Source organism: Borreliella spielmanii (assembly GCF_014201705.1).
In the GTDB taxonomy this organism is placed as follows: Bacteria; Spirochaetota; Spirochaetia; order Borreliales; family Borreliaceae; genus Borreliella; species Borreliella spielmanii.
Map to the genome: position 1 here is coordinate 1 of NZ_JACHFA010000007.1, position 25,207 is coordinate 25,207.

Below are 25,207 nucleotides of genomic sequence, written 5' to 3' on the forward strand. Positions count from 1 at the left end.
ATTCTTAAATTTCCTCTAGATTTCTAAGATAAGGTTTAATAGTATGGATACTTTAGACCTAAAGATTAACCCCAATAACTTAACACTTAGTATACAAATATTAAACCTTATCTTAGAAATCTAGAGGAAATTTAAGAATCGTAAACTTTAACCTAAAAAGGTATAACTCAAAATCTTTGACTTTTTCATATAATAGTCGAAAATCATTTTAAAAATCACCGTCTTATTCCTTTCTTAACCTTCAGATATTGTTGATCAATGGTGGGCCTCCTCTGCATATCAACAATAAGCTCATTATTCCCGTTTTCACCAGAATACTTAAAGTAGAGAATATAGCTCCCTTATACATGATATAGCCAATAAGCTTCCCCTTTAAATTTATCATCACTCCCCTTATTTTTACCCTACCAAACAACTTAACCAATTCTTTAGCTCAATCAGAACCTAGCTCTAAAAAGAATCTATTAAAATACTCTTCATTATAGTCAGTCAATGGGGGAATTTCTAGATTATTATTTGGTGAACTATTATATAAAGTGTGTAGAGTCTATTTTATATCAATCAACAAATGATGCTCAGTCACATATAGTTTAAATTAATAAATATGCCTTTAGTAACAATCTCATTAGAACACATATCACTACTTTGTTGTAAATTCTCATCAAAAAAAAGCTTGAACAGCTTGTTTCTGCTTATCAGGCAAATAACAACCCAATAAAACTAATGTTATTATTGCAAACACTAAACCAAAATCCTAATATATACTCCTTCTCCACCCTACTGCTAAAACAATCTGCAAATATATAAGTTTGTCCCCCCAAATACTATTTTTAGCAAACCTTTAAAAGTTCTGCAAAGTAAGATAAATTCCTCTAAAAGAAGCAAGCATATACCAATTTTATCTCTTCTCAAGAATTGTCAAAATCCGCTTAGCACATTCAAGTAACTCAAATTATATTTTAGAAAAAAATCCATCTCCCCATATAAAATCTAGAAATTGCGCTAACATTCAATTATCAAAACTTAATTATTAGGAGATAATATTAATATGAAAAAAAAATTCACATTAATACTAATTTTTAGTTTTCTATCCAATTTATATGCTAACATGGATAGAAAACTAAAAAAAGAGATAAAAAATAATAACGCATATGCTGAAAAATATCTTTCAAGCGTATCTTTCATCCCAGAATCAGAAATTGGATATTATCCAGGATATTATTCATTATATCCGTACACATATCCAAGATACCACCATACATATGAGCCCGAATTAATGGCATTTTTCCTTAACATGGTAATTCCTTTGGGAATAGGATCCTTTTCCCAAGGAGATTATATTGGTGGTGGATCAGTACTTGGATTCAGTTTGCTGGGGATGACCCTTATAGTAACCGGATTTTTTAATATGCCTGAGTATGGTAATAACGATAAGACAAAACTAAGAACTGGATATACACTAATGGGAATAGGAGCGCTCACACTTTTGACATCCTATATAACCTCGCTTATTATTCCATTTATATTTGCAAATAAAAAAGATAAAGAAATTGGAAAAAAATCAGGCATTTCGCTTGCGGGTTTTGAACCAAATTTTGATATTGGAATAAACGGATTCCAGCTCAAGTTTAAAAAAAATTATTAAATCAAGTGCAATAGCAACTTTACGATCCTAATTGTCAATTCAAAATCTGGCAATTGGGATCTATTATGCAATCCTCCAACGATTGAAACCCTTCGCGCACCTAGCAAACAATTCTCATATCCCTTTATTAAAGACAAAATATAATCTTCTCCTTTTTTGTTTTTCAATATCTTAAAATCATTAAGCAAAATTATAAAATCTTCTTTAGTTAATGAGTAAAGACTGGCCACAATGAAATTATTTTCATTTTCTTTATCTTTAAAGAATTTATCTTTGGCATCTAGATTTAATATTCTATCAATTTCTTCTTCACTAAACTTAAAATATTCTAAATAAAGTAAATATTTAAAGTTCTCGGGATCATTTTTAGCTATTAGCAAGGAAGTGTTTTTGACTAAAGTCAAGTATAAAATTAAATTAATTAAAATTATATTAGCAATTTATGCATATAAGTCTTACAAAACAATGACATAAAAAGAGTATATAAAATATAAAATATTACTTCATAATAATAACTATAACTTTTGAATTATAAAGAAAAAAATAAACTCTTTAAAACAAAAAGTGGTTAATACAAAAAAGACCTTCAAAAGGTATCTAATTTGGCAAAAAATCTCAAAAAAGAGATTTAAAACAATAAAAAATTTAAAAGAATCTTTTAGAAAGGCTTAATTTGAACAATGAGTTGGTAAATATTCTGGCAGCAGCAAAGAATAGATGATATCTATTATATCATCTATTCTTGTATTCTTAGTAAAAAACTTAAACTTAAAGTAAGATAGGGCCAAGGTATTAAGATTAAAGAAAGATGCGCATATTCAAATTGACACTAATAGATTAATTTTTGGCAAATTTACATGGGGTTACTATTTATAAATAGTAGCGCAAATTATTTTTTGTTAAAAACCATCAGATAAAAACAAAAATTAAAAAACAATATCTGTAAAATAACATTTGATTATTAATGTTTATTAGTATAAAAAAACAAAAGCAATACAAAATGGGAAGATTATTTTTCAAATAATATTTTTAGAAAAGCTTAAAAAATTCTAAAAATATTAAAGGATTTCTAAAGAGCTTGAAAGAATAATAAAATTTTTCATGAGAATAAATAAGTAATTTTTAACTATTACAAATAGTTAAGAGAAATTTTATTTAAAAAAGAAACAAAAATCTAAAAAATTATAATTTTGATAATAAAAAATACATGATTCATGTTGTATGTCTCCTAATATAAGAATACAATTAATACATACCAATTGAGGAGAATATTTTTATGAAAAACAACATAATTTTATGTATGTGTGTTTTTTTGCTTTTAAATAGTTGTGGTGCCGATCATGCCACTGAAACAGCAATAAAAAAACATATTGATAAAACAGAAAATGCTAATATTAGCGAAACAAAAAATTTAATAGAGATAATTAAAACAACTATAGACAAAAATAAATTACCACCAATTGAGCCAGAAGAAAGTCAAGAAACTGTAGATAGCGAAAGTGATGGAGAAGTTTTTACAATAGATAAAAGAGCTTTTGATTTTATAAATACTTTTTTAACAAATGATGAACTTGATGAATTTACAACAATATTTCATAAACCGAAATTACAATCGCCGGGTCAGATTCTAAATAGCATAGCAATTTTAGAACTTAACCTAGAAAGAATAATTAATCACTTATCTTTAGAAACAGATGCTTTAGATAAGGTAAAAATCTCAGATTTAAAAAAGATAGGGAATTCTCTTGAACAATTTTTCTCTATAAGGAAAATTGTTTCAACAGAAATAAAACAGATTTTATTAGATTATCGGGAAAATAAAAATTCTATAAAAACAGATTATTCTAAGCTAGAAACCTATTTGAGTGAAAAATTAAATCGGTTTAATGAGAAAAAAAAAGAGAATGATAATCTAAAAACAACCATATTATCAATATCTATTTCCGGCATTGTGGATTAAAATTTATTAAAAAAGTCTATTATTTTTACAGTTAATACTAATAAATTTTCTTTTAAAAGGATTATGTATTCTTTATTTAGAAGAAGTAACATAAACACTTGATTAATTAAAGTATTTAATATACTAAATTAAAAAGTACTCTCCATGTTTATATTATATTAATTTATTTATAGAGCGTTTTTTATTTGGTATATAAGTTTACTATTTATAAGATCTATTGAATAAAAAGTTGCTTTTGCCCATTAAGTATAGCAATATTATAAGACACACTACACCCTATAAGCCGCCTTTTTTATCAATTTCTACCTATTTGTGTTTTTTAAATATTTTTAAGTTATTTGTGTTCTAAAAAAGTTATTATATAGTAGCTAATTTATTAAAGCTATTATTTAAAATTTTTGCAATTTTCTATTTTACAAGAACAAGATGCTATAAAAATAAGCAAACTCCTATGTAAAAGGGGACATTATAAAGCAGACAATGCTTCATGCTTTTTATACTTTTTATTTGAATTTTTTGTTTTCTTCTGGTGCTTTTTCAAAACCACTATTTAATTAATTACTTTTACTTATTCATTAATTATAACTATTCCGTGCAAGTAAAAACATTACATACTATAAAATGCTTATCTTGCAATTAATAGCTGGCAGCCCTCTTTAACTAACTACATGAGCAACCTTATTTGCTTCACAAAACCCCATTATGAATACTATAAAATATACTTTTTAAAAACTCAAAATGTTATAAAACTTCTAATATTATACACTAAATTTAATTATTTTAATATTATATATAATATTAAAATAATTAAATTTAGTGTATAATATTAGAGTAATTAAATTTATTATTTACTAAAGACTGAATTATATTCGGGGGAATATTTATGAAATACTACATAATTATATGTATGTTTATTTTTCTATTTTTAAATGCTTGCAGTCTAGATTTTGATACCAAACACAAAGATATTAAATCTCCATCTAATAAGAAATCAAAGCCTAGCACAGAAGAAGGCCCTGGCAGAGAGGAATTAAAGCCTGGCACAGAAGAAGGCCTAAATAAAGAAATAAAAAACAAACTACTTAATGGTTTAAAAAATTTAATAGAAACAGCTAACACACATAAAGAAAAGTATATAAAAAGAATGGAAGAAGAGCCTTCTGATCAATATGGAATGCCTTTTAATGGTTTGAATTGGGGACCAGGCACAGAAGATATATCCAGCAATACTGTTAGATCTATAAACTATAGAAGATATACTTATACTCTTTTAAGTGATATTGATACTAAGGAATTAAAGGAATTTGCAAATATTTTAACTCTGGCAACAGCATATAGTATGTACAACCTATTTAGCACCCTTGGAGTCGATCTTGACATAGTAACTAATCGCTTATACCCCAAAAAAGATACTCTAAATAAACTAGACACTTCAGATTTACAGAAACTTAAAAATTCACTTGAAAAAATATTATCTATAATAAAAAATATCTCAGAAATGTCAAAACAACTCTTATTAGATTATCAAAATGACACAAATCTTATAAAAACAGATGTTAATAAGCTTAAATCTCATGTAAGTGCTCTTTATAATCAATTTAAAGAAAAAGCTGAAGAATCAGACAAGCTACAAAAAACGGTCATATCATTAATAAAGACCCTTTAAAGGTTTGGCCTTTTAATTTATTAGCAATTTAAAGAAACGGTATATTTAAGGCTTCATATGGGAAAATATATTATCTATTTGAATAGATGTTATTAAAAATCTTATTTTGGTCTAAAAATTATTACCCTATTTCTACTGTAAGGGGCCTATAAACATTATAAAATGTATATTTAAAATTTAAAAAAATTAATTTGAAAAACTTATCTTCAATTAAAATCTATGTAAATTATATGTGAAAACTTTTTATAATCTTTAGTTAAACATTGGCCTCCTGGTATTAAAAGATGGGCTTCCACCTAAATTTAAAAATTTTTGCAATTAAATTATAAACAGAGAATTCTTTTGCTTTTTAGTTAAAAGTTATCAAAATATCAATTTAACATTGTAAGAAAGCATTAATCTAATATATTTATTCTAACCAATAGCCTATTTGATTTTCTATTATTAATAGGAATAGACCTTTTATATACACAAGCTTAGAAATGATTTATCGATTTTTTTGAGAAATTAAGCCTTTTTACCTTAATACAATATTTTCAATAATATCTATATTAGTGAAGTGCTCCTTCTATAATCTTTGATTTAAAAATAATGATCTCATAAATTCTAACAAAAAAATCTAAATTATTATAGAAACAGCCCCTAATAGGCTTAAATCTATTATTAAAAATTTGATTAAAAACTTTTCTCTTAAAAAGAATCTTACAAAAACTTGCACAATCTAAAACCTTACATTAATTAAAGCCTAAAAAATCTATCAAAATAACAGTAAACTATAAAAGCAACTTGCCTCTATTTTTTTCTTAACTAAGCCTAAAATTTAATAATAATACCAAATACAATTAATTCTATTGTTAATGTGATATCACAAATAGTTTCCCAAAAACAAATTTGAATATTTCCTTAATATTAAACCTTTTTTACAAAATCAATTTTGATATATAAATTAAATATATACTTTTACAAATTCTTTTCTAGGGGCTCAATTTTGGCAATCTTATTGCCAAATCTAACTACTGTTAATTTTCATATAAACCAACTTTGTTAGAATGCAATACTAACATAACACCCTTCAATTATTTAAATCTAAAAAGACTAAATTCAAGCTAATTGTTTCATCAAAATTTTACCTTAAAAAGGTAACAATATTTGCATAGCCATTTTTTTCCAACCACTTTAATTAAGCTCAAAGCTAACTCATCATAACATCTTTAAAATTCATTATGCCCTTATTAGATATTCCCCCCTTAAAGGCCCTTTAATTCTATATCAATTATCCCAAATAAGACCCTCAAAAATAACAATATTTTATTCAAAAAATATTAATTCGGGTTTTAAAATTTAAAACGATTTCCAAATTTAGTAAAAATCAATAGAGAATATATAAAATATACTTTTAAAAAACTCAAAATGCTATAAAACTTCTAACATTAAATATATAATATTTAATTACTTTAATAGTATACACTAAAGACTCAATTATACTCAGGGAGAGTATTTATGAAATACTATATAATTACAAGTATATTTATTTTTCTATTTTTAAATGCTTGCAGTCTAGATTTTGATACTAAACACAAAGATATTAAATCTCCATCTAATAAGGAATTAAAGCTTGGCATAGAAGAAGACCTAAATAAAGAAATAAAAAACAAACTACTTAATGATTTAAAAAATTTAATAGAAACAGCTAACGCACATAAAGAAAAGTATATAAAAATAATGAAAAAAGAACTTTCTAACCAATATGGAATGAATTTTACTAAGCTTGGTTGGGGACCGGGCAAAGAAAAGGTGTCTGACAATACTGAGAGATCTATAAAATTTAGAAGACATACTTATACTCTTTTAAGTGCTATTGATATTAAGGAATTAAAGGAATTTGCAGATATTATGAAACTATCGACAAAAGAAGACGTGATATACAACCTATTTAGCAGCCTTGGAGTCGATCTTGACATAGTAACTAATCGCTTATACCCCAAAAAAGATACTCTAGATAAACTAGACACTTCAGATTTACAGAAACTTAAAAATTCACTTGAAAAAATATTATCTATAATAAAAAATATCTCAGAAATGTCAAAACAACTCTTATTAGATTATTAAAATGACACAAATCTTATAAAAACAGATGTTAATAAGCTTAAATCTCATGTAAGTACACTTTATAATCAATTTAAAGAAAAAACTGAAGAATCAGAAAAGCTACAAAAGGTCATATCATCAATAAAGATCCTTTAAAGGTTTGGCCTTTTAATTTATTAGCAATTTAAAGAAACAGTATATTTAAGGCTTACACGGAAAAATATATATATTTGAATAGATGTTATTAAAAATCTTATTTTGATCTAAAAATTATTACCTTATTTCTACAGAATAATCCTAGAACTTATTCTATTACATACTTAAACTAAGTTGAATAAAATTATGATAACTAACGTCTGAAAAAATTATTATACCACCCACTCTAATATTAAAGTATTTAAAAATTAAAATTTTCTCAATAACTTCAATAGTAACTATATGACTTTTTTTATATCTTAACAAAAAAATAAGATAACACACCAACATTAAGTATCCCAATTCCAACCACATTACAAATCATATGATGGTTTAATATTTCAACCTTAGTTATTTTTTATTTAAGTTATAGTCTTTTATACAAACTACTTAATATACGATTCTCTATAAAATATCTCCTTAAAGGACATTGCAAAACCTATTGCTTAAATAATTGAATTTGTGAGCCTTTAGTTACTAAGCGGCCTATTTAATTAATGCTAACCAACATCTCTTGAAACACTATCTCAAAACTCTTATATTTTTTTAATTTCTATTAATAGCTTTTCTTTTAGATTTATTAACACATATTTATTCACTAAATAAGAGGCATTCACTTTCATAATTATTATAGATTAGGTACCACATTATATCCGCTTTACTTTTTATACTAAGGAATACAACTAAAGCATACTTTTTTATTTAAAAAGTTCTAGAACTAAATAATTGATATAATAAATTCACATTTTTGAAATTATTTTAGTTGTTTTTTTGTAAGCTTTATATGAGTATTAATACACTAAATAATATATAAAGTCCACTGCGTGTAAAAAATTAAGTTATATAACATAAATTGTTTAAAATTAAACAATAGTAAAAATTGTATATTACATAAATCTAATATCAAGATTATACTTGTTAATAACATTTTTAACTTCCCTTATGGTTTTATTAAAATTCTGATATTTATACCCATATTTTTAAAGATTTTTACTAATACCATTTTTTTTATAAACCTATAAAGGATCATAAAAATTAAAAATTTCTTTGTTGAATGGTTTTTAGACCTAAATTAAAATTATTATTAATAAACATATTCTTAATATTTTTTTCCTTAATTTATTATTTTTACAAATAACTAAAAATATCAAAAACTATTTTTACCAAATTTGTAGCAAAAATTTTTATAAAAAGCTCAGGGCTTGTGTAAATTCTCTTATTAAAGAACTTATATAAGCCCTGCTTGCCTCTCATAAAATGATCAAAAATAAATAGGTAGTCAATATGAAAATATTTTTCTACACTAATTGTAGTATAGCCCAACTTAGAATTAAAATCAATTTATCTTTATAATAAAATGTAATCTTCTTAATCAGAAACATTAAAATAAATTATTAATTTTTATGAAATTTTGAATAAAAGTATTTACTTTTATTCAAATAGTGTGCTATATATATATTTATAAAAATCAAAATAACTAGGAGTAGTAATATGCAAAATATACTCATTAACCCTAAAGACACACCTTGCCAGAACAAATTACAGCATAAATTAATAGTTTTTATCTCAACACTGAAATACATAAATAGTAAATATAAAAAATACACCCAAAGTAATATACTTTATTACTTTAATGAAAATTTAAAAAGAAATGGCCAGTTAACTGTTAAACTAAAGACAATGCAAAATTATCTTTACAAATTAGAAAAAGAAATAAAAGTCACAACCAACTACCATAAACACCTGGGAGTAAATTGTGGAACTGAAATTTACTACAAACTTAATTACCCCAAAAAAGAATGCTACCTTAAAATCAATAAATATTTTAAAGAGAAGAAAGATATAAGATTCCAAACAAGAGTTAATAGATATCTTAAAGATAAATTTACTAAAGAAGGGAATCTAAATTTAGAGGAGTGTATTAATAATAATAATAATAATATAAAAGAAGAAAAAGAAAATGGCGAAATAGAAAAGTATCAACTAAAAAAATATTTTAATAAATGTAATTTTTTATCAAAAAAAGTTCTTCCTATTTTGAATTTGAATATTAGTAAGGATAAATTAATTGAAATAATGAAAATTATAAAAAGAATTGAAATTAACTTAATAAAAAACAAAAATAATAATAATAATATAAATAAAATTTGCTTTAAAAAAAAGCAGACAAAATTAAAGAAAATATTAGATAATATTCAAAAAGAATTAGAAACAAAGGGTTATAATGTTCAACAATTAAAAACTCATATCCAAAACATATACAAAAATTACAAATTTAAACCCCATTTTATCATTGAAAATCAAAAATATAAAGACCTTAATAACATAAAACAAAAGCTAGAAAAATCAATTGAAAGAAAAAAAGAAAGTTCACTAAAAAATTATAATCATATAAAAATAAATATTTTTAGCATACTTATTGAACAATTAAAAAAAGAATCCACAATAGAAATTTTAAAGCCAATTATAAAAACCTATTTAAATAGTATAAAGAAATTAGAATATAACAAAGTATTTAACACTTATTATTATGAATTATTAGAAACGATAAAAAAAGAAAAAATTTCTTAAGCGTAAAAGAATTAAATAAAGATATTACATAAGGATTAAACATGGAAAGCGTGCTTAAATCTACACAAATAGAAAAAACAAGAATTAAATGTAAAAATAAAAATCGTTTCATAAAGATCGAAAAACAAAATGGTAAAACCATATACCATACAAAAATAATGATGGACATTTACAAACTCGGAATTGATAATAAAAGAAATGAATGTCGTATATCATTGAGAACTTTATTTAATCAAATGAAAGTTGAAGAAGTTCGTTTATATTCTGTAAAAGAAGGAGATCAATTTCTAGGAATTTATTATGGTTATAGAAAACCAATAAAAAATATTTTTGTAAAATATGAAACAAATGGAATCATAAAATCATATGGATTATCAAAAGCATACTACATAGAATTTAGATTTAAAAAAGGAAGTGTTTTTTGCTATTTTAAGGGATTGCTTCGTTTGTTAAAAAAAGAAAAATCAAATACACCCTATAATATAGCATGTATTGATATGTTTACAAAATTAGAAAAACATGTATATGAATTTTATGATAAAGAATATCCAGAAGAAGGAATACTTATAAGATGGATAGAAAAAAACCAAAAATAATAACCATTGCAAGCCTTAAAGGTGGTGTTGGGAAAAGTACAACCTCAATAATACTTGCAAATTTATTAGCACAGAAGTATAAAGTACTTTTAATAGATATAGATGATCAGGCTGCTACTACAAGCTATTATTATAATGAATTGGAAACAAAAAATTTTGATGTTTCTAAAATAAATATAGGAAATGTTATAAAAGATGGTATGGATATTAATAAAAGTATTATTAATGTTGATAATAATATAGCTTTGATACCTAGTTATATAACAGTTGATGAATTAAATGGAGATTATTATTATGATAACCGACACCTATCTATTGAATTTTCATTAAAGACAAAATTAAATTCTATAATAGATAACTATGATTATGTCATAATTGATACTAATCCCAAAAGGAATTTTACATTAAAGATTTCTCTAATTAGTAGCAACTATGTAATATCTCCAATGACAGCAGAAAAATGGGCAGTTGAAGGATTTGAAACATTGAGAAGGTTTATAAAAGAAGTGGCTGGAATACCGGTGTTTATTACTGTAACAAGATTTAAAAAAAATGTTACCCATAAACAATTAATGGAAATAGTAAGTATGAAAAATGGGTTTTTAGGATGTATAAGCGAAAGGGAAGATTTAAATAAAAGAATAGGGTGTAATGAAAAATTTGATTTTACAAAAGACTATATTATTGAATATAAAAAAATATTGGAAACTTTTTTAGGGAAATTATAAAAATCAATAAACTTAATAAGTTCGGCACGCCGGATTGATTGAGCATAAAGGAGAAGATATGAATAAAAAAAGTGTTAATTTAAAAATTAACAAAAGAATTTCGGAAAATAGTTTAAATTATATTCTTGATCAAAGTAATGAAAATCAAAGAAAAGAAGAATTTGAACAATTGATTACACAATTAAGAAATAATATTAAATCAGAAATATATAATATTATTGATACTATGAAGATCCTTAAGAAAATAAATGACAAGAAGCTTTATGTAGAAGGAGGATATAAATCTTTTAAAAATTTTTTATCAGATTTTAAATTAGCAAAGACACAATCTTATGAATATATAAGGTTAGCCACAGCAGTTGAGACAGGGTTATTAGAAGAGAATTTTATAACTAGTAATGGAATAAGAGCCTCTATAAGATATGTTAAGAATAAAACAAGCGGAATAATAAAAAAATCAAAACAAAATTCAATAAAACCTCTAAGATTTCAGCTTAAAAGTCAAGAAAGTTATGATTTTTATAAAAGTAATGCTAACTTTACAAATTTTATGATGAATGAGATTTTTGAAAATCAAAAAGATTTTCTTAATAAACTTTTTAAAAGATATCAAGATCAAAAGGATAATAAGAAAGTTTTATAAGCAATTTGATTTTTATTGAAATAAAAAAAATATAAGATTAGAGATTATGAATAAAGGATTTAATAAATGTAAAAAATATTTTTTAAAAGGATATAGATGGTGTAGAAAAGAGTTTTAAAAAAAACTTAGTGTGGGAAATAAAATAATATATTTCCTGATAATAGCAGTAGAAAATCTTGACTCATTTGGCCACTCTTTAATAATCAAGTCTTTATAAGAAATTCAATAGCAAAATAGCATATTTTACTATTTATAAATACTATATTATTGAATAATATAGTATTTAGTAGCTTCTTATTTTTACTTTTTTATCTATTAAGGCTTATTTTAAGTTTTTAACAAAAGGGCTTAGATAAATTCTTTTATTTTTTTTAAAAAAAGACAAATTGATTTTAATTCTAAGTTGGGCTATACTACAATTAGTGTAGAAAAATATTTTCATATTGACTACCTATTTATTTTTGATCATTTTATGAGAGGCAAGCAGGGCTTATATAAGTTCTTTAATAAGAGAATTTACACAAGCCCTGAGCTTTTTATAAAAATTTTTGCTACAAATTTGGTAAAAATATGTTTATTAATAACAATCTAAAAGAAAATATAGATAAAAAAGTAAATTAAAAATCTAAAATATTATGCATTAAATAATAAGAGTTTTTATTGGATATGAAATTTTTGAAAAAAATAATATTTTTAAAGAAAAAAGTAAATTAAGTGGAACAAATAAGAGATTGTCATAAGTAATAAGAATGTTTTTAAGTTTGATTGTAATAGATGTAAGCTTACAAAGAAGTAAGCTTAATGGATATCTTTTGTAAGATGGATAACATTTTGTTTGGTGGGAATGTGCTTAAAAACTTAATAGTGAGATGAGGGTTTAAATATTTTACAGCGAGTATTCTCTTTTAAAGGAAATTTTTATATACTTAAGGTTAAATATTTGTAAAAATTATAATTTAAAGAGTTTGATAAGGAATAAGGCAACAATATTGCTGTTTTGCATAAAAATAAATATGCCTATAGTGTTGATAAATATAGTTTTTTTAAAATGGATAAATTAAAAATTTTACTAAGCTGGACAATTAATAGTAGTGTTATTGTATGGCTTTTAGAGGTTTAAAATAGTGAATTTATTATATGAGTGGGGCTTTTGTAGAGTATAATAAAAATGACTATTTTTATTATAGTAAGTAGTTTTTAAAATATCATATATAAGTATAAATACAAGAAGTATGTACCGGTTTTGAGTATGATAATTTATTATTTTTGCTAGATGTAATTATAATTGATTATAAGATTAAGAAAAATAATTAAGTGATATCAAAAATGTTTAAATTTATTAATATTATTATTGTGTAATAATTTATCTATATCCAAATTTAAAAGCCTTTACAATTAAATTATAGATAGAGAATTTTTTACCTTTTCAATAAAAAATTTCATTGACGAATATTTTTACATTTATAACAATTTTTTTAAAAAATAACCAGTAAAACATTTAATTAGTTATTATTTACATATACAAAGTTTAGATATATTTAAAGCTATTCATCAGCACTATTAGCGATATACTCTTTAATTTTTTCAAAGTTAGATTTATCTTTAAGATATTCTTTAACCCTTTTTAATTCTGATTTTAGTTTGTCTGAGTTTGATTCAATTTTACTAACTCTTACATGTTCTTTTAATATAGGTTTCTTGCCACTCCTAGTATATTTTTGATTACCTTCACTTAAGGTAGCTCTTAAATCTCCTCTAGTAGTACTCAATTTTTCCAACAATTCTTTTAGACTTGTATTTAGATTATCATACCAAACATAGTATATGGCGCCAATATCATTGGTAAAATAGTCATATATAGGCCCTGTGATTTTTTCTACAACTTCTGTTGATACTACTATTATTCTCTTTATATTTTCTATAAACGAACTTTTATATTTAATAACATTAATATCTTTATCTATTTTGTCTATCCTTCTTATAAGTATTTCAATTTTTTCTTTAGCTTGTTTTTCTTCTTCTTGTCTTTGTCTTTCTTTTTCTTTTTTGTTCTTCTTCTTGAGTCTTAACTATTTTTTGATCTGTGTTTTTTGGTTTTGATTGCCTTATTATAGATGGAGTTTCTTAAGATTATATAGATTGCGATAACTCTGCAATTCTTATACCATCTGTTGACCCAATTGATTCTGAGTTTTTTCTGTTGATACAGTAATTGAACCGCCGATCGATGCCAATTCTTATGTTCCCTTATTATCTATAGCTTCTTCTCAAGCTACTTTTATTGCTATATCTGTTTTAGTTAAATCAGCTACATTTTTTCTTGATTTTGATACTAGGATTTTATCTTTTCTCGAATTTTTTAAAGTTGATTTTTCTTTACTTGTTTTTGAACTATTTGAAGAAAGCAACCTATCTAAATTTTGTTCTGTTATACATGATAGCAATAAGCAAAACAGTAAGATAAGGGTTTTTATTATTTTTTAAATAACATTTTTTTACTCCTCCGTTAATAATGATTAGTACTTAGCGCATATTCTAATTAGTCTTTAATTTTTTCATATTACTGGTCAATACTCGGTCCAAAAATAATCAAGGCCCAATATGCTCAATCTCTTTATCAGAATTATGCAAAATATTAGGAGAATATACTTTTTATGTGGTGATACAACGCACCACAAAGTTTAACTTTAAATAAATTATTTTTCTTTCTTTCTATCCTACAAAACAACTTAATTAATTTTTTAGATCTTGCAGAACCTAAGCTCAAAAAAACCGTTAAAGTATTCCTTATTGTAATAATCCTCTAATGTCAAATCATCAATGCTTTTATTGAGTAAACGAGCAATTCTAGGTTTTTCATTTTGAATATATTCTTTCATATTGTTTGACATACAATGTTCAGTTGTGGTTGATTTTAAATCGGCAACTACACCTTTAGTAATAATCTTGCCAGAACCTGTTTTTTAGTATTTTAGGATTTTTTAAAAATCTATTTTGTTATATTTTTGATTGATTTTTATCAAATTAGTAAAATAAATTAAATATAATATTTTTAAAAAATAATTAGCACTAATAGAGCTATAAATATAGAATTTATCCTAATGCTAATCAAAAAAATATTTTTCAAAAGTATTTTTTTGGGTGTGTGTAAGATTTTTATGTAACAAAATGTTGAGTGATGGGAGATATTATTATGAATAATGTTTATTATTTATGTTGTTTTTGTACCAATAAGTTCTTGTAAAAATTACGCAAGCAGTAAAGATGTAAAAAATTTAGAGCAAGATTTTAGAAAACAAGCTTTTTTGGGGGTGGGTACAAAAGATGAAATAAAAAAAAATAATCCAGAGTGTTGTTGAATATTTAGTATTAAAAAGGGATTGAAAAAAAATAAAAGAATGAAAGGATAAAATAGATGAAAAGATAAAGAAAAATTTAAAAATGAATTCAAGGAGCTTGAGAATAGCCTGAAAAAGAAAAAAGAGATGAAAAATAGTAGTCAGAAGAGGGTAAAGAGTTTAAAAGATAAATTAAATTTATAGATAGAAAAACTATATTAGAAAACTTTAAAAAAACGTCTAAATTTGGTTCTATTGCCTTGCTAATAAAGGATTTTAGCATATAATTTATATGCTCATAGCGCGTTAATCTATAAAGCTAATATAAAAAGTTATAATATGTTAAGTCCATTAATACCTAAATGTTAGCCTCAATAAATGAGAAAATTTAATATATTGATTGATTTAGTTAATTCTAATGAAAGAAACTAAAAATATCCAATGAGCCAAAATTAAATCAAAAGGAAAAGCTTATCTATAAAGAAGAATTTTATCTTTAAAAAAGAAAAACCATAGATACCCTTAAAAAGATTGAAGAAGAGTATTTTAAAAATGAAAATTATTCTGGTGGTACTGAACTGATATAAATGGGTAAATAAAGTTATTATTTATTTTTTAATTGGCTTTAAGGCTTTCAAAATGTTTGATAGTATCGTTTAAAAGGTTATTGTTAGAACACCGATAAATCCCATTATTAGAATTTTGTTATAAAATATACTCCTAGTGACGCCTATTAAATATTGCTCTATTTTGTTATTATCTTTATATTTACCACAGCTGGTTTTTTATTATTTTGATTATTTTTTATAGGTAATTTCCCCTTTAATATAAGTTTAAGGCTATTATTGGTTGTTTTTGATTTTTTTGAGAGAGGTTAGAGTAATTTCTTCTTTTTATAGCTATTTTTAGCTTAAATCACGTTTTTTATGTAAGGTTTAATTGAATTTATTATTTTTCTTAAAAGTGTTATTACTATTAAAATTACAGTTGTTTAGTATAAATAAAAATAAACAAAATAATATGTTGATAATTTTTATTCTTATCTCCCCCTTATTGATAAACATTTTTACGGTATACTTACTAGAGTTTTAGTAGTATATACACTATTAAGATCACCTTAAGCTGCTTTTTAAAAGTATTTTTTTGTTTATCTGCATTGCCTTTCAGTATATTTATCAAGTCCTTTGTTTATGTGATCAAGCGTTGGTTTTATTTTAGATTCATCATATTGTAAAAATTTATTAAATTTTCTATCATTAGCCAAATTGGGGTTTAATCAGTCAAGAGATTTTTTTTGATTATCAAATAGTTTTTCTTTAGGTAATTTTTCAGAGGGGAAGAATTTAGGTTTTTCTTATTATAGCTCTTTCTTGATCTAAATCATGTTTTTTGTTTGCTTGATATATGTATTATTAGTATTACAGCTGTTTAGCGTGAGCACAAATAAGTAATATATAGATAATTTCCATTTTGGCTTCTTTTTTTATTTTTAGCACAATATATTGAGTAATGAAAAAGTTTATTCTTATAATTATAGATCCTGTTTTTAGAAATATTATTGTTTTTAAGGACATTGTTTAAAAATGATAAATTATTATAAATTATATGTCGAAGATTTTTAGTAATTTGTATTTGAAATACTAGTAATTAGCAACACAATAATAGTTATTATTATAGATGTAATAGTAACGACCATTACTAATGGAATAAAAGTTTTTATTCTGCTTCTTATCTTGAGTTTTTCTACAATTAATTCTCTTTGATCTTGTGGTTCTTTTTTTGATTTCTTATGTCAAATTAGATATTTCCCTATTAAAATATTATAACATAGGTGAACATCTTTTTAAAATATCTTATTCAAATAAGCAATTTTTGAACACAATTATTTATAAATGATAAAATAAAATAATGAAAACTAATGATGTTGTAAAAACAAATGATCCAAACACATCTCTTTATAAGGAGTTATCAAAAGACTTCATAAAAAAAGAAGATATTGGTAAAGCAAAAAGCTTTTTTCTTTTTTTAAAAAATAAAGTTCAAACCATAGATGATAATTCTACGGAAGCAAATATAGAGTCTTTGTTAAAATCTATATTTGAAGAATTAGCGTATTCAGTAGAACAACAAAAAGGTGGACAAATAGATGGAGAGCAATCTAGAGTAGATATATTACTTTTTGAATGTGATAAAGATAAAGTAAATTTTAATAAAAAATCGAAAGAGGCTAAAAATAATAATGAGCCTATTCCAGCTGAAGATATCTTGCTTATAGCAGAAGTTAAAAGTCCTACTTTTAGCTTTGATGCGAAAGACAAGTTAAAAGAAGCAGAAGATCAACTTTATAGATATCTAAATCAATATCAAAAACATTATGGAATACTTTCAAATGGAAAGGTATGGAGACTTTATGATAAATCAAAAGTACTTTATGGAGAAAAACGATATATTGAATTTGATTTTTCTAAAATTGAAGAAAAAGAAGAGTATAAAGAACAAGGCTGGTTTTCTTTATTTAGCTATCTTATAAGAAAAGAAAGGTTCTTAAAAAGAAGTAATGTAATAGAAATTGAAAAAGAAAAAATAGCTAAAGAAAAAGAGGTAATTAAGAAAACTTTAAGAGATTTACTTTATGAAAAACCAGACGACTGTATAGTATTTAAAATTGCAAAAAATATATATAAAGAAGAATTTAAAGTATCAAACAAGGAAATTACTAAATTTTACTTAGATAAGATACTTGAAGAAGCAATTATATTTATTTTAAGAATATTTTTTATTGTATATATTGAGGATAATGAACCATTTAAAGGAATATTAGAAGAAAGTGTTGCATATAAATCTTATATGTCTTTTAGGCATTTTTTTTATAATAAAGTTATTAATAGAAAAGAAGGGTATAGTAAATTAATAACAATTTTTAATACTTTTGACAAAGGAAACGATTTAATAAAGTTTCCTGTATTTAACGGGGGATTGTTCGCAGAAGATAAAGTTAAATATTTAAATAATAAAAATTTGCTAAGTGTTGATGAGCTTGAAGACATCTTAACTAAGATGCTATTCTTTAACAAAGAAAATGCCAAAGAAGATAAATTTGTAGAGTATTCAAAAATTGATCTTAAAAGTTTTGGAGAATTATACGAAACCTTGCTTGAATATGATCTTAGAATTGCAGATACTAATTTGTATCGCATTGTTGAAGATGGGACCTATCTTATTCGTACCGATGAAGAGTTAAAAACAAAGAAACTAAACAAAGTTGCTACATACTATAAAGGCAATATTTATCTCACATCAAGGTCCCTTGACAGAAAAAAAAATGGAGCATATTATACTCCAGAAGATTTAACTGACTTTATGGTTGTGTCCTCAATTGAGGAGCAACTTAAAACTAAATCTCCTTTAGATATTAAAATAATTGATAATTCTTGTGGTTCGGGTCATTTTTTAATTTCTTGTCTAAATTATTTAACAGAAAAAGTATGGTATGATCTTGATAAATTTGAAGATGTGAAAAAAGAGCTTGATAAAGAATATAGAATTATTATTAATGAGGCTAAAAAATATAAAGTTCAGGATACCATAAGTAAAGAATTAGTACTTAAAAGGATGCTGCTTAAAAGATGTATCTATGGAGTAGATATTAATCCTATTTCAGTCGAAATTACTATGCTAAGTTTATGGATTAATACCTTTATTTTTGGAACACCATTAAGCTTTATTGAACATCATATAAAAGTAGGGAATTCTTTACTCGGATATACCAAAGATGAATTTTTTAGCACTACAGAAGAGAAATTCCAAATTGGTTATTCGTTATTTAGAAAAAGAATTGAAGACATTACAACTATTTTAAAAGATAGTTATCAAAAAATTAAAGGCATTAATGATACTACTAAAGAAGATATAGAAAAATCTAAAAAGATATACAAAGAATATGAGAAAAGTAAAAATATGGATAATTTAAGAATAATATTTTCTTTAATTAAGCTCCATGTTCTATCTTTTAATAGATCATTAAAATTTAATGAGAATATAGAGCTTAGTAGTACTCCTTATATAGCCGACTTAATTGAAAACATCTTGAATAATAAAACCTCTAGTGAAGATGCAAAAAATATAGAGAAAATTAAAAAAATAAGCACTTATTATAAATTTTTTCACTATGGAATTGAATTTCCTGATGTTCAGGAAGGATTTGATATTGTAATTGGAAATCCTCCATGGGAGAAAACTAGGTTTAATGAATCTGAATTTTTTGCAAAACATATTCCGAGCTATAGAAAACTAAATATAACGGATCAAAACAAAATAAAAAAAGAAATACTCAGTAAAGATAATCATCCTTTAAATATTGAATACAATGAAGAAAAAAATAGTATAGTTACCATTAACAATATTTATAAATTTGATTTTAAAGACTTTACTAGTGGTGGAGATTCAAATCTTTTTAGATATTTTACCGCGTTTAATTTAAAATTGATAAAACCGGGAGGTAATTTAACTTATCTAGCCCCTTCTAGTCTTTGGAATGAATTTAGTTCTAGAGCGCTAAGAAATCATATATTTAGTAAGTATAAGCTTAATTATATTTATCAATTTGAAAACAAAAAAAGATTTAAAGATGTAGATTCTCGTTTTAAATTTGCGATATTTCAACTTAGTAATATTAAAGAATCTACATCTAGTTTTAAAGCAAAATTCATGATTCAGAGTGGTGATAATCTTTTAAAAGAGATAACTAAGGATTTAAAAGATGGCAAAGGAAATGCGTATAAAGGAATTAAACTAAATATAGACCAAATTAAGAAACTATCCCCTATTCAAGAATCAATTATTGAATTTAAAGATAATAAAGAATTTAGCTTAATTAATAAAATATTTAGTCAATTCAATGTTCTTAATCAAGAATATATTGATTTTAAAAGAGGGTTAAATACAAGTATTAATAATCGTAAATCTTTATTAAGAGAATATAATGATAAAAACTTTATATTTCTTTATTCTGGAGCCAATATTTATCAATTTAATTCAAGATTTTTTACTTGTGATGATGCAAAAGAAAGTTCTAAGCTTTTATGGATAGATAAAAAAGATTTGGAAAAAATATTAACCAAAGATGATCAGTATCAAACCGAAAGAGTATTTTATAGAGATATTGCAAGAAATACAGATGAAAGAACAATGATTAGTACACTTTCTCCTAAAAATTGTTATTGCGTAGATTCAATGTATATAAATTATGAGAAAACACCAATATCTATTTATAAAAAATTATTTATTATTTCTATTTTTAATTCGCTTGTATTTGACTTTATAATTAGAAGATTTGTTAATATACATATTCAAAAATCATGTTTATATCAATGCCCAATGCCACAACCCGAAGAAAAAGAAATTTTAAGTAATTCTTTATATTTGAATCTTGTAAAAAATACTTCTTTGCTGATAACTAAAAATGATCCTGAGAACTTTAAATATTTGCTTTACTTAGAATGTTTTGAGTTTAATAAAGAAAAAGTTGATAAAATACTAAATCTAAATCCAGAAGATGAATTTTTTAAAGAAAAAGAAAATGAAAATAATTTTATTGTGGCTAGTCTTTACTCATTAACTAAAGAAGATTTTACCACTTTGCTTGGTGATTTTAAGGCATTAAAAAACAAAAAAGGAGAAGATTATATTTTTTATTTAATAAAAGGATATGAAAATTATTTGCTAAATAATAAAATTTTTTAGTATAATAGGGTGGAAAAAAATAAAAAATAAGATTTTAAACTAAAAAATGAGCTAGGAAAAGAATTGAGATATTACTTGAAGTTTTTAAAATATCTAATTTAGATAGAAGAGTGTTAAAGCTTGAAGTTGAAACTAGAAATTTAGTTGCTTTAGTTAATGAGGTTAAGTTCAGATTGAGTAGAGTTGAAATAAGATTAAATAAAGTTGATGATGGGTTAAATAAGTCAAATGATAAATGTATGTTTTTTACTAATAAATTGTCTAAATGCACTTAAAATAGAAAGAATGGATACCAAAGAAGTAGGTTCTGAAACTTAAAGGTATTAAATATTGAGTGACATTTTGAAAATTTATTTTTTAATTAATTATTTTCTAATTTTATTGTTAACATATAATTATGCTAGATGAAGATAAAGATATAAATTTTATAAAATCAATAAAAGCTGTAAGTAGAAAGATACAAAATAACAAAGATCTTATTGAAAACGAAGCACAAACAAGGCAAAATCTTATTGATCCATTTTTAGATGCAATGGGCTATGATCACACTGATCTTTCAATTGTTAAAGTTGAAGATAAGGCGGATATTCCAAAACTGAATGGGTTAAAAAAAGTTGATTATATTATTTATCCAACAAAAAAGGATGAAGAACCTACGATTTTGATAGAGGCTAAATATCATAATAGTAAGGAAAAGCTTGGAAATTATTTAAAGCAATTAAAACCTTATTTTGAAAATATTCGTTCTCAAGAGAAGAGAGTTGAATTCGGCGTATTAACAGATGGTATAGAATATAGATTCTATACAGACTTAGATAAAGATAATTTACTAGATAATGAGCCTTTTATGGTTATTAATTTAGAAAAATTAACAACTAAAGATTTTGGATATCTTAAAAAGTTTTCTAGGAACTCTTTAAATATTGAGGCGGCCAGAGCTTTTGCATTAGAAAAAAAATATACAGACAAGCTTTTAGCTTATTTGAAAAAAGAAATAAAAAATACAAGCGATGATTTTCTTGAATTTTTTAAAACCAAAATTGATTTTAAAAAAACACATTTAGACGAATTATTTAATAATATTATAAAAAATGTTTTTAGTGTTTTTAACGAAAAACATGATATATTAGTAGACATTAAAAAAAATAACATAGAAGATGGTATAGATCCTGGCATAAAAGATAATAATATTAAAACCGAAAATTTAAAAAAATTTGAAAAATTAAATTCGGATATGAAAGCAATATACAAAAACTTAGAAAGTTTTATTTTTGCTTTAAGCTCTAATGAAATTGAGAAACTTGAAACAAAGTGCTATACGGGATTTAGAGTACAGGGTAGGTATTTTGTAGATTTTAGCTTTAGACCTAGGGTAAATAAAATAAATATTACTATTACTGCTGCTCTAAATCAAATAACCTTAAAAGAAGGTTTTACTAGATATGTTAAGAATATTGGCAAATGGGGTAGAGGGGATATTCAGATTTTATGTACATCGGGTCTTCAAATGGAAGAAATCAAATATCTTATTAGATTAAGTTACAATAATATTGTTTCAAAAAAAGTACATTAAATAATATATAAACATTTTAAATGTTTTAGTGAACTAATATTTCTATAATTTTTTGATTATAGAAATATTAGTTCACAACTTATCACATATTCTCTTAATTAATAATCATTATTATTCACAATATATATTCTTGATTAGAAGAAAGGAGAATATTTTGATGAGAAAAAAATTGTTTTTATATACATATTAATGGTAGGATTGATGTCTTGTAATCTAGATTCTAAATTATCGGTCATAAAGGATAAAAAAATAATAATAATGTAAAATAAGTTTCAGATAGTGTTCAAAAAGGTGTTTTTAATAATTTATATAGTAATCAAGAAGGGTTTAATAAAAATTTTGGAGAACAGGAATATGAGGATTTAATTATTCCTTTAGAGCCTTAGTTTCCTTTAGTAATATTGAATCCAAATATTTCAATTAATCATGCTCAAAAAAAGAGATAAAAAAATGGGATTTAATTCTTTCTACTGATGAAAAAAAGAAAGCAGATTAAATAATTAAAAATATAGAAAATCCTCAAAGACTCTGGATTTTCTAAGCCAATTAAAGAGGTGTGTGTACTTAAATATGAATAATACGTTATAATAAAAAATGATTTATATGATGTGATGGGAAAGATTCAAAATTAAAAAACATCACTAATGGAAAATTTTAAGAACAATAAAAATAAGACAAGGGAGCTAGTACATTTGCAAAATCAGTTAAGGATAGATATTAAACTTGACAATCTTATAAATAAGATTGATATAGCAGGAAATGAAATAAAATCTATGGTTTTCTTTTTGGGTGACGCGCAGAAAAAGTTAAAAGAAAGTATTATTAAAAGATTAGAGAGTAAAAAGAAAGGTCTTATGCGTTGGCAATTATCTAGACAGGTTCTAAGTAACTCAAGGAATGCCTTAAGTAAGACAATTAGAATCTTTTTCTTATAAAATAAATGAGGCATTTAGGAGAAAGGAAGAGATAAAAGAACTTATTGAAAATTTAAAAATCGTTTTCGCAAGTTTTAATAGATAAGAGAGTCTATAAGAATGGTTAATATATTATTAGGGATGCATAAAATTATACTGATTGATTTAAACTATAGCAATCCTTTTAAACATTTAAAAGGATTTTGCTAAAAAAGAAAGATTTGAGCTACTTATGAATAGATTTTTGATATTAATAGGATAATAAAGCTTACTTTATTGAATTTAGGTTTAAAAAGGGGAAGGTATTTTTGTATCTTCACATAAATAGCTTATTTAGAGTTGCTTAAGGATCGCTATAATAGGTATCATAAAAATTACATAGGTAGGCGCCCAATAGAGTTAGAAAAAAGAAGTATTTAGGTTCTACGGTGGGATTTTAGATCTCTACGAGGGAGAGGACACTATAACTAAGTGCATCGTGTGAGAAGTAAGCGTAAAAAGTTGGGAAAAATGGAGAATCCCAGCTCGTTTTGCAATCTATTTCATTAATTTTGAAAATGTGCTGTTATTTAGCTTTGATTTGTGCTACAATGTACTTAGTAAGTGGGTGAATTATATGAAATCGGTGTTGACAGTAAATATTACCGAAGAACAAATATATAAAGAGTTCCTACGGCTAGGGATGGAACAGCTAATAGCTAAAGATTTGTCAAAAAGATATTATCACAATGAGCTTACATATAGAGATTTAGAAAATTTAGAAAAACAATTCAACTTAAAATTTGATAATCTTATTTCTGAGATTTCTTTTGTAGAAAAGAATTTAAATACCAAAATAGATAATTTAGACGCCAAAATTGATACTGTAGAGAAGAATTTACAAAAAGACATATCCAACTTGGAACAAAATCTGAACAAAAATATGTCTATTTTGGAACAAAATCTGAACAAAAATATGTCTATTTTGGAACAAAATCTGAACAAAAATATGTCTATTTTGGAACAAAATCTGAAAAAAGAGCTACAAGTTAATAGCCAAATTTTTTTGGAAAAGCTTAAGGTTAGCAATAGAGTAATAAGTATTATTATAGTAGTAGTGGTTCCCGCTGCTATATCCATTCTAATACCTTTTGTTATGTCGCTAATTAGTAACTATTACAAATAAAAATTGCAAAGAATTTTGTACCCATAATTAATTAAGAAAAAATATTTTAGATATAATTCATCCGGATTGTTTTTGTGATATTTTTTTCAAACCCTAAGCCTAGTAAGAAAAAAATATCACAAAAATATATTAATATTATCTACTTTTATTGTTGTGGGGATTTATATCATCTTTAGGTTAAAGTTTGTGATTCTTAAATTTCCTTTAGATTTCTAAGATAAAGTTTAATATTTGTATACTAAGTGTTAAGTTATTGGGGTTAATATTTAGATTTAAAGTATCCATACTATTAAAAAATTATATATATAATTTTTTAATAGTATGGCTACTTTAATTCTAAATATTAACCCCAATAACTTAAGACTTAGTATACAAATATTAAA

General features: G+C 24.1%; 24 protein-coding genes and 2 pseudogenes. 17 read left to right on the plus strand and 9 right to left on the minus strand.

The annotated features are described in order from the left end of the window. Positions 1-433 precede the first annotated feature (433 nt). Positions 434-742, minus strand: a pseudogene (locus tag HNR35_RS05970) (P52 family lipoprotein). A gap of 306 nt (positions 743-1,048) precedes the next feature. On the opposite strand from HNR35_RS05970, the gene HNR35_RS04965 reads away from it, so the two are divergent. Next, a complete protein-coding gene (locus tag HNR35_RS04965; RefSeq protein WP_236845794.1) occupies positions 1,049-1,645 on the plus strand; it encodes a P13 family porin in 597 nt (198 codons plus the stop codon). Here HNR35_RS04965 and HNR35_RS05840 read toward each other — a convergent pair. Continuing rightward, a pseudogene (locus HNR35_RS05840) lies at positions 1,642-2,055 on the minus strand (hypothetical protein); the annotation flags it as partial. The gene HNR35_RS04965 and the pseudogene HNR35_RS05840 overlap by 4 nt on opposite strands. A gap of 866 nt (positions 2,056-2,921) precedes the next feature. Here HNR35_RS05840 and HNR35_RS04975 point away from each other — a divergent pair. The 3 genes from HNR35_RS04975 (at position 2,922) to HNR35_RS04985 (ending at position 7,380) form a co-directional block, all read left to right on the plus strand. After that, complete coding sequence (locus HNR35_RS04975; RefSeq protein WP_183224339.1) at positions 2,922-3,605, plus strand: CRASP family complement regulator-acquiring lipoprotein; 684 nt, start codon at positions 2,922-2,924, stop codon at positions 3,603-3,605. An 883-nt stretch (positions 3,606-4,488) separates the two neighbouring features. After that, positions 4,489-5,271, plus strand: a complete 783-nt coding sequence (locus HNR35_RS04980) for a virulence associated lipoprotein (RefSeq protein WP_183224341.1) — start codon at positions 4,489-4,491, stop codon at positions 5,269-5,271. Positions 5,272-6,771: 1,500 nt separating this feature from the next. Then, a complete protein-coding gene (locus tag HNR35_RS04985; RefSeq protein ID WP_419465739.1) occupies positions 6,772-7,380 on the plus strand; it encodes a CRASP family complement regulator-acquiring lipoprotein in 609 nt (202 codons plus the stop codon). A 291-nt stretch (positions 7,381-7,671) separates the two neighbouring features. Here HNR35_RS04985 and HNR35_RS04990 read toward each other — a convergent pair whose 3' ends face one another. Beyond that, positions 7,672-7,845 carry a hypothetical protein gene (locus tag HNR35_RS04990; protein ID WP_011703875.1) on the minus strand — a complete coding sequence of 58 codons (174 nt, stop codon included), beginning with the start codon at positions 7,843-7,845 and terminating at the stop codon, positions 7,672-7,674. A 1,200-nt stretch (positions 7,846-9,045) separates the two neighbouring features. Between HNR35_RS04990 and HNR35_RS04995 the strand changes: the two genes are divergently transcribed. From HNR35_RS04995 to HNR35_RS05010, 4 genes are read left to right on the plus strand one after another with little or no spacing between them, the layout of a single operon-like run. Then, entirely contained in the window at positions 9,046-10,125 is a 1,080-nt protein-coding gene (locus HNR35_RS04995; protein ID WP_183224343.1) for a plasmid maintenance protein, read from the plus strand. A gap of 41 nt (positions 10,126-10,166) precedes the next feature. Then, complete coding sequence (locus HNR35_RS05000) at positions 10,167-10,721, plus strand: DUF226 domain-containing protein (RefSeq protein ID WP_011703872.1); 555 nt, start codon at positions 10,167-10,169, stop codon at positions 10,719-10,721. Continuing rightward, a complete protein-coding gene (locus tag HNR35_RS05005) occupies positions 10,697-11,449 on the plus strand; it encodes a ParA family protein (protein WP_011703871.1) in 753 nt (250 codons plus the stop codon). Before HNR35_RS05000 ends, HNR35_RS05005 begins: the two co-directional genes overlap by 25 nt. A 58-nt stretch (positions 11,450-11,507) precedes the next feature. Beyond that, the gene (locus tag HNR35_RS05010; protein WP_012615203.1) at positions 11,508-12,092 is read left to right on the plus strand and encodes a chromosome replication/partitioning protein; all 585 of its coding nucleotides are present in this window, start codon (positions 11,508-11,510) and stop codon (positions 12,090-12,092) included. A gap of 1,544 nt (positions 12,093-13,636) precedes the next feature. Here HNR35_RS05010 and HNR35_RS05845 read toward each other — a convergent pair. The 4 genes from HNR35_RS05845 to HNR35_RS05030 all read right to left on the minus strand — a co-directional run bounded on the left by HNR35_RS05845 (position 13,637) and on the right by HNR35_RS05030 (position 14,983). Next, positions 13,637-14,086, minus strand: a complete 450-nt coding sequence (locus HNR35_RS05845) for a hypothetical protein (protein WP_336509705.1) — start codon at positions 14,084-14,086, stop codon at positions 13,637-13,639. A 273-nt stretch (positions 14,087-14,359) separates the two neighbouring features. Next, positions 14,360-14,536 (minus strand): hypothetical protein, encoded by a 177-nt coding sequence (locus tag HNR35_RS05020; protein ID WP_183224358.1) that lies wholly within the window; start codon positions 14,534-14,536, stop codon positions 14,360-14,362. Positions 14,537-14,727: 191 nt separating this feature from the next. Next, on the minus strand, positions 14,728-14,859 hold the full coding sequence (locus tag HNR35_RS05975) for a P52 family lipoprotein (RefSeq protein ID WP_157859697.1): 132 nt from the start codon (positions 14,857-14,859) through the stop codon (positions 14,728-14,730). Then, the gene (locus HNR35_RS05030; RefSeq protein ID WP_183224345.1) at positions 14,834-14,983 is read right to left on the minus strand and encodes a hypothetical protein; all 150 of its coding nucleotides are present in this window, start codon (positions 14,981-14,983) and stop codon (positions 14,834-14,836) included. The genes HNR35_RS05975 and HNR35_RS05030 overlap by 26 nt, the downstream gene beginning before the upstream one ends. A 200-nt stretch (positions 14,984-15,183) precedes the next feature. Here HNR35_RS05030 and HNR35_RS05980 point away from each other — a divergent pair, with 200 nt between their 5' ends. Both HNR35_RS05980 and HNR35_RS05040 read left to right on the plus strand, forming a co-directional pair. Continuing rightward, on the plus strand, positions 15,184-15,243 hold the full coding sequence (locus HNR35_RS05980; RefSeq protein WP_073999390.1) for a hypothetical protein: 60 nt from the start codon (positions 15,184-15,186) through the stop codon (positions 15,241-15,243). Positions 15,244-15,292: 49 nt separating this feature from the next. Further along, on the plus strand, positions 15,293-15,451 hold the full coding sequence (locus HNR35_RS05040) for a hypothetical protein (RefSeq protein WP_011703864.1): 159 nt from the start codon (positions 15,293-15,295) through the stop codon (positions 15,449-15,451). Positions 15,452-15,539: 88 nt separating this feature from the next. On the opposite strand, the gene HNR35_RS05045 is transcribed toward HNR35_RS05040, so the two are convergent. Both HNR35_RS05045 and HNR35_RS05055 read right to left on the minus strand, forming a co-directional pair. Beyond that, a complete protein-coding gene (locus tag HNR35_RS05045) occupies positions 15,540-15,713 on the minus strand; it encodes a hypothetical protein (RefSeq protein WP_011703863.1) in 174 nt (57 codons plus the stop codon). An 864-nt stretch (positions 15,714-16,577) separates the two neighbouring features. Next, on the minus strand, positions 16,578-16,694 hold the full coding sequence (locus HNR35_RS05055; RefSeq protein ID WP_150119866.1) for an Mlp family lipoprotein: 117 nt from the start codon (positions 16,692-16,694) through the stop codon (positions 16,578-16,580). Between the two features lie 644 nt (positions 16,695-17,338). On the opposite strand from HNR35_RS05055, the gene HNR35_RS05060 reads away from it, so the two are divergent. The 7 genes from HNR35_RS05060 (at position 17,339) to bdr (ending at position 24,824) form a co-directional block, all read left to right on the plus strand. Continuing rightward, positions 17,339-21,172, plus strand: a complete 3,834-nt coding sequence (locus HNR35_RS05060; RefSeq protein ID WP_183224347.1) for an Eco57I restriction-modification methylase domain-containing protein — start codon at positions 17,339-17,341, stop codon at positions 21,170-21,172. Between the two features lie 110 nt (positions 21,173-21,282). Beyond that, a complete protein-coding gene (locus HNR35_RS05065) occupies positions 21,283-21,447 on the plus strand; it encodes a hypothetical protein (protein ID WP_236845795.1) in 165 nt (54 codons plus the stop codon). 122 nt (positions 21,448-21,569) lie between these two features. After that, positions 21,570-22,745 carry a type I restriction enzyme HsdR N-terminal domain-containing protein gene (locus HNR35_RS05070; protein WP_183224349.1) on the plus strand — a complete coding sequence of 392 codons (1,176 nt, stop codon included), beginning with the start codon at positions 21,570-21,572 and terminating at the stop codon, positions 22,743-22,745. Between the two features lie 692 nt (positions 22,746-23,437). After that, the gene (locus HNR35_RS05855; RefSeq protein ID WP_236845796.1) at positions 23,438-23,680 is read left to right on the plus strand and encodes a P12 family lipoprotein; all 243 of its coding nucleotides are present in this window, start codon (positions 23,438-23,440) and stop codon (positions 23,678-23,680) included. A gap of 1 nt (position 23,681) precedes the next feature. Next, the gene (locus tag HNR35_RS06000) at positions 23,682-23,765 is read left to right on the plus strand and encodes a hypothetical protein (RefSeq protein ID WP_444859488.1); all 84 of its coding nucleotides are present in this window, start codon (positions 23,682-23,684) and stop codon (positions 23,763-23,765) included. A 169-nt stretch (positions 23,766-23,934) separates the two neighbouring features. Further along, positions 23,935-24,006 (plus strand): hypothetical protein, encoded by a 72-nt coding sequence (locus HNR35_RS05860; protein WP_234799444.1) that lies wholly within the window; start codon positions 23,935-23,937, stop codon positions 24,004-24,006. Positions 24,007-24,275: 269 nt separating this feature from the next. After that, positions 24,276-24,824 (plus strand): Bdr family repetitive protein, encoded by a 549-nt coding sequence (gene bdr, locus HNR35_RS05865; protein WP_236845797.1) that lies wholly within the window; start codon positions 24,276-24,278, stop codon positions 24,822-24,824. Positions 24,825-25,207: the final 383 nt, after the last annotated feature.

Excerpts from the sequence above, each read along its gene's own strand:
- HNR35_RS04965 (WP_236845794.1), top strand. The coding sequence starts at position 1,049 with ATGAAAAAAAAATTCACATTAATACTAATTTTTAGTTTTCTATCCAAT.
- HNR35_RS04975 (WP_183224339.1), top strand. The coding sequence starts at position 2,922 with ATGAAAAACAACATAATTTTATGTATGTGTGTTTTTTTGCTTTTAAAT.
- HNR35_RS04980 (WP_183224341.1), top strand. The coding sequence starts at position 4,489 with ATGAAATACTACATAATTATATGTATGTTTATTTTTCTATTTTTAAAT.
- HNR35_RS04985 (WP_419465739.1), top strand. The coding sequence starts at position 6,772 with ATGAAATACTATATAATTACAAGTATATTTATTTTTCTATTTTTAAAT.
- HNR35_RS04990 (WP_011703875.1), bottom strand. The coding sequence starts at position 7,845 with ATGTTGGTGTGTTATCTTATTTTTTTGTTAAGATATAAAAAAAGTCAT.
- HNR35_RS04995 (WP_183224343.1), top strand. The coding sequence starts at position 9,046 with ATGCAAAATATACTCATTAACCCTAAAGACACACCTTGCCAGAACAAA.
- HNR35_RS05000 (WP_011703872.1), top strand. The coding sequence starts at position 10,167 with ATGGAAAGCGTGCTTAAATCTACACAAATAGAAAAAACAAGAATTAAA.
- HNR35_RS05005 (WP_011703871.1), top strand. The coding sequence starts at position 10,697 with ATGGATAGAAAAAAACCAAAAATAATAACCATTGCAAGCCTTAAAGGT.
- HNR35_RS05010 (WP_012615203.1), top strand. The coding sequence starts at position 11,508 with ATGAATAAAAAAAGTGTTAATTTAAAAATTAACAAAAGAATTTCGGAA.
- HNR35_RS05030 (WP_183224345.1), bottom strand. The coding sequence starts at position 14,983 with ATGTCAAACAATATGAAAGAATATATTCAAAATGAAAAACCTAGAATT.
- HNR35_RS05040 (WP_011703864.1), top strand. The coding sequence starts at position 15,293 with ATGTTTATTATTTATGTTGTTTTTGTACCAATAAGTTCTTGTAAAAAT.
- HNR35_RS05045 (WP_011703863.1), bottom strand. The coding sequence starts at position 15,713 with ATGCTAAAATCCTTTATTAGCAAGGCAATAGAACCAAATTTAGACGTT.
- HNR35_RS05060 (WP_183224347.1), top strand. The coding sequence starts at position 17,339 with ATGAAAACTAATGATGTTGTAAAAACAAATGATCCAAACACATCTCTT.
- HNR35_RS05070 (WP_183224349.1), top strand. The coding sequence starts at position 21,570 with ATGCTAGATGAAGATAAAGATATAAATTTTATAAAATCAATAAAAGCT.
- bdr (WP_236845797.1), top strand. The coding sequence starts at position 24,276 with ATGAAATCGGTGTTGACAGTAAATATTACCGAAGAACAAATATATAAA.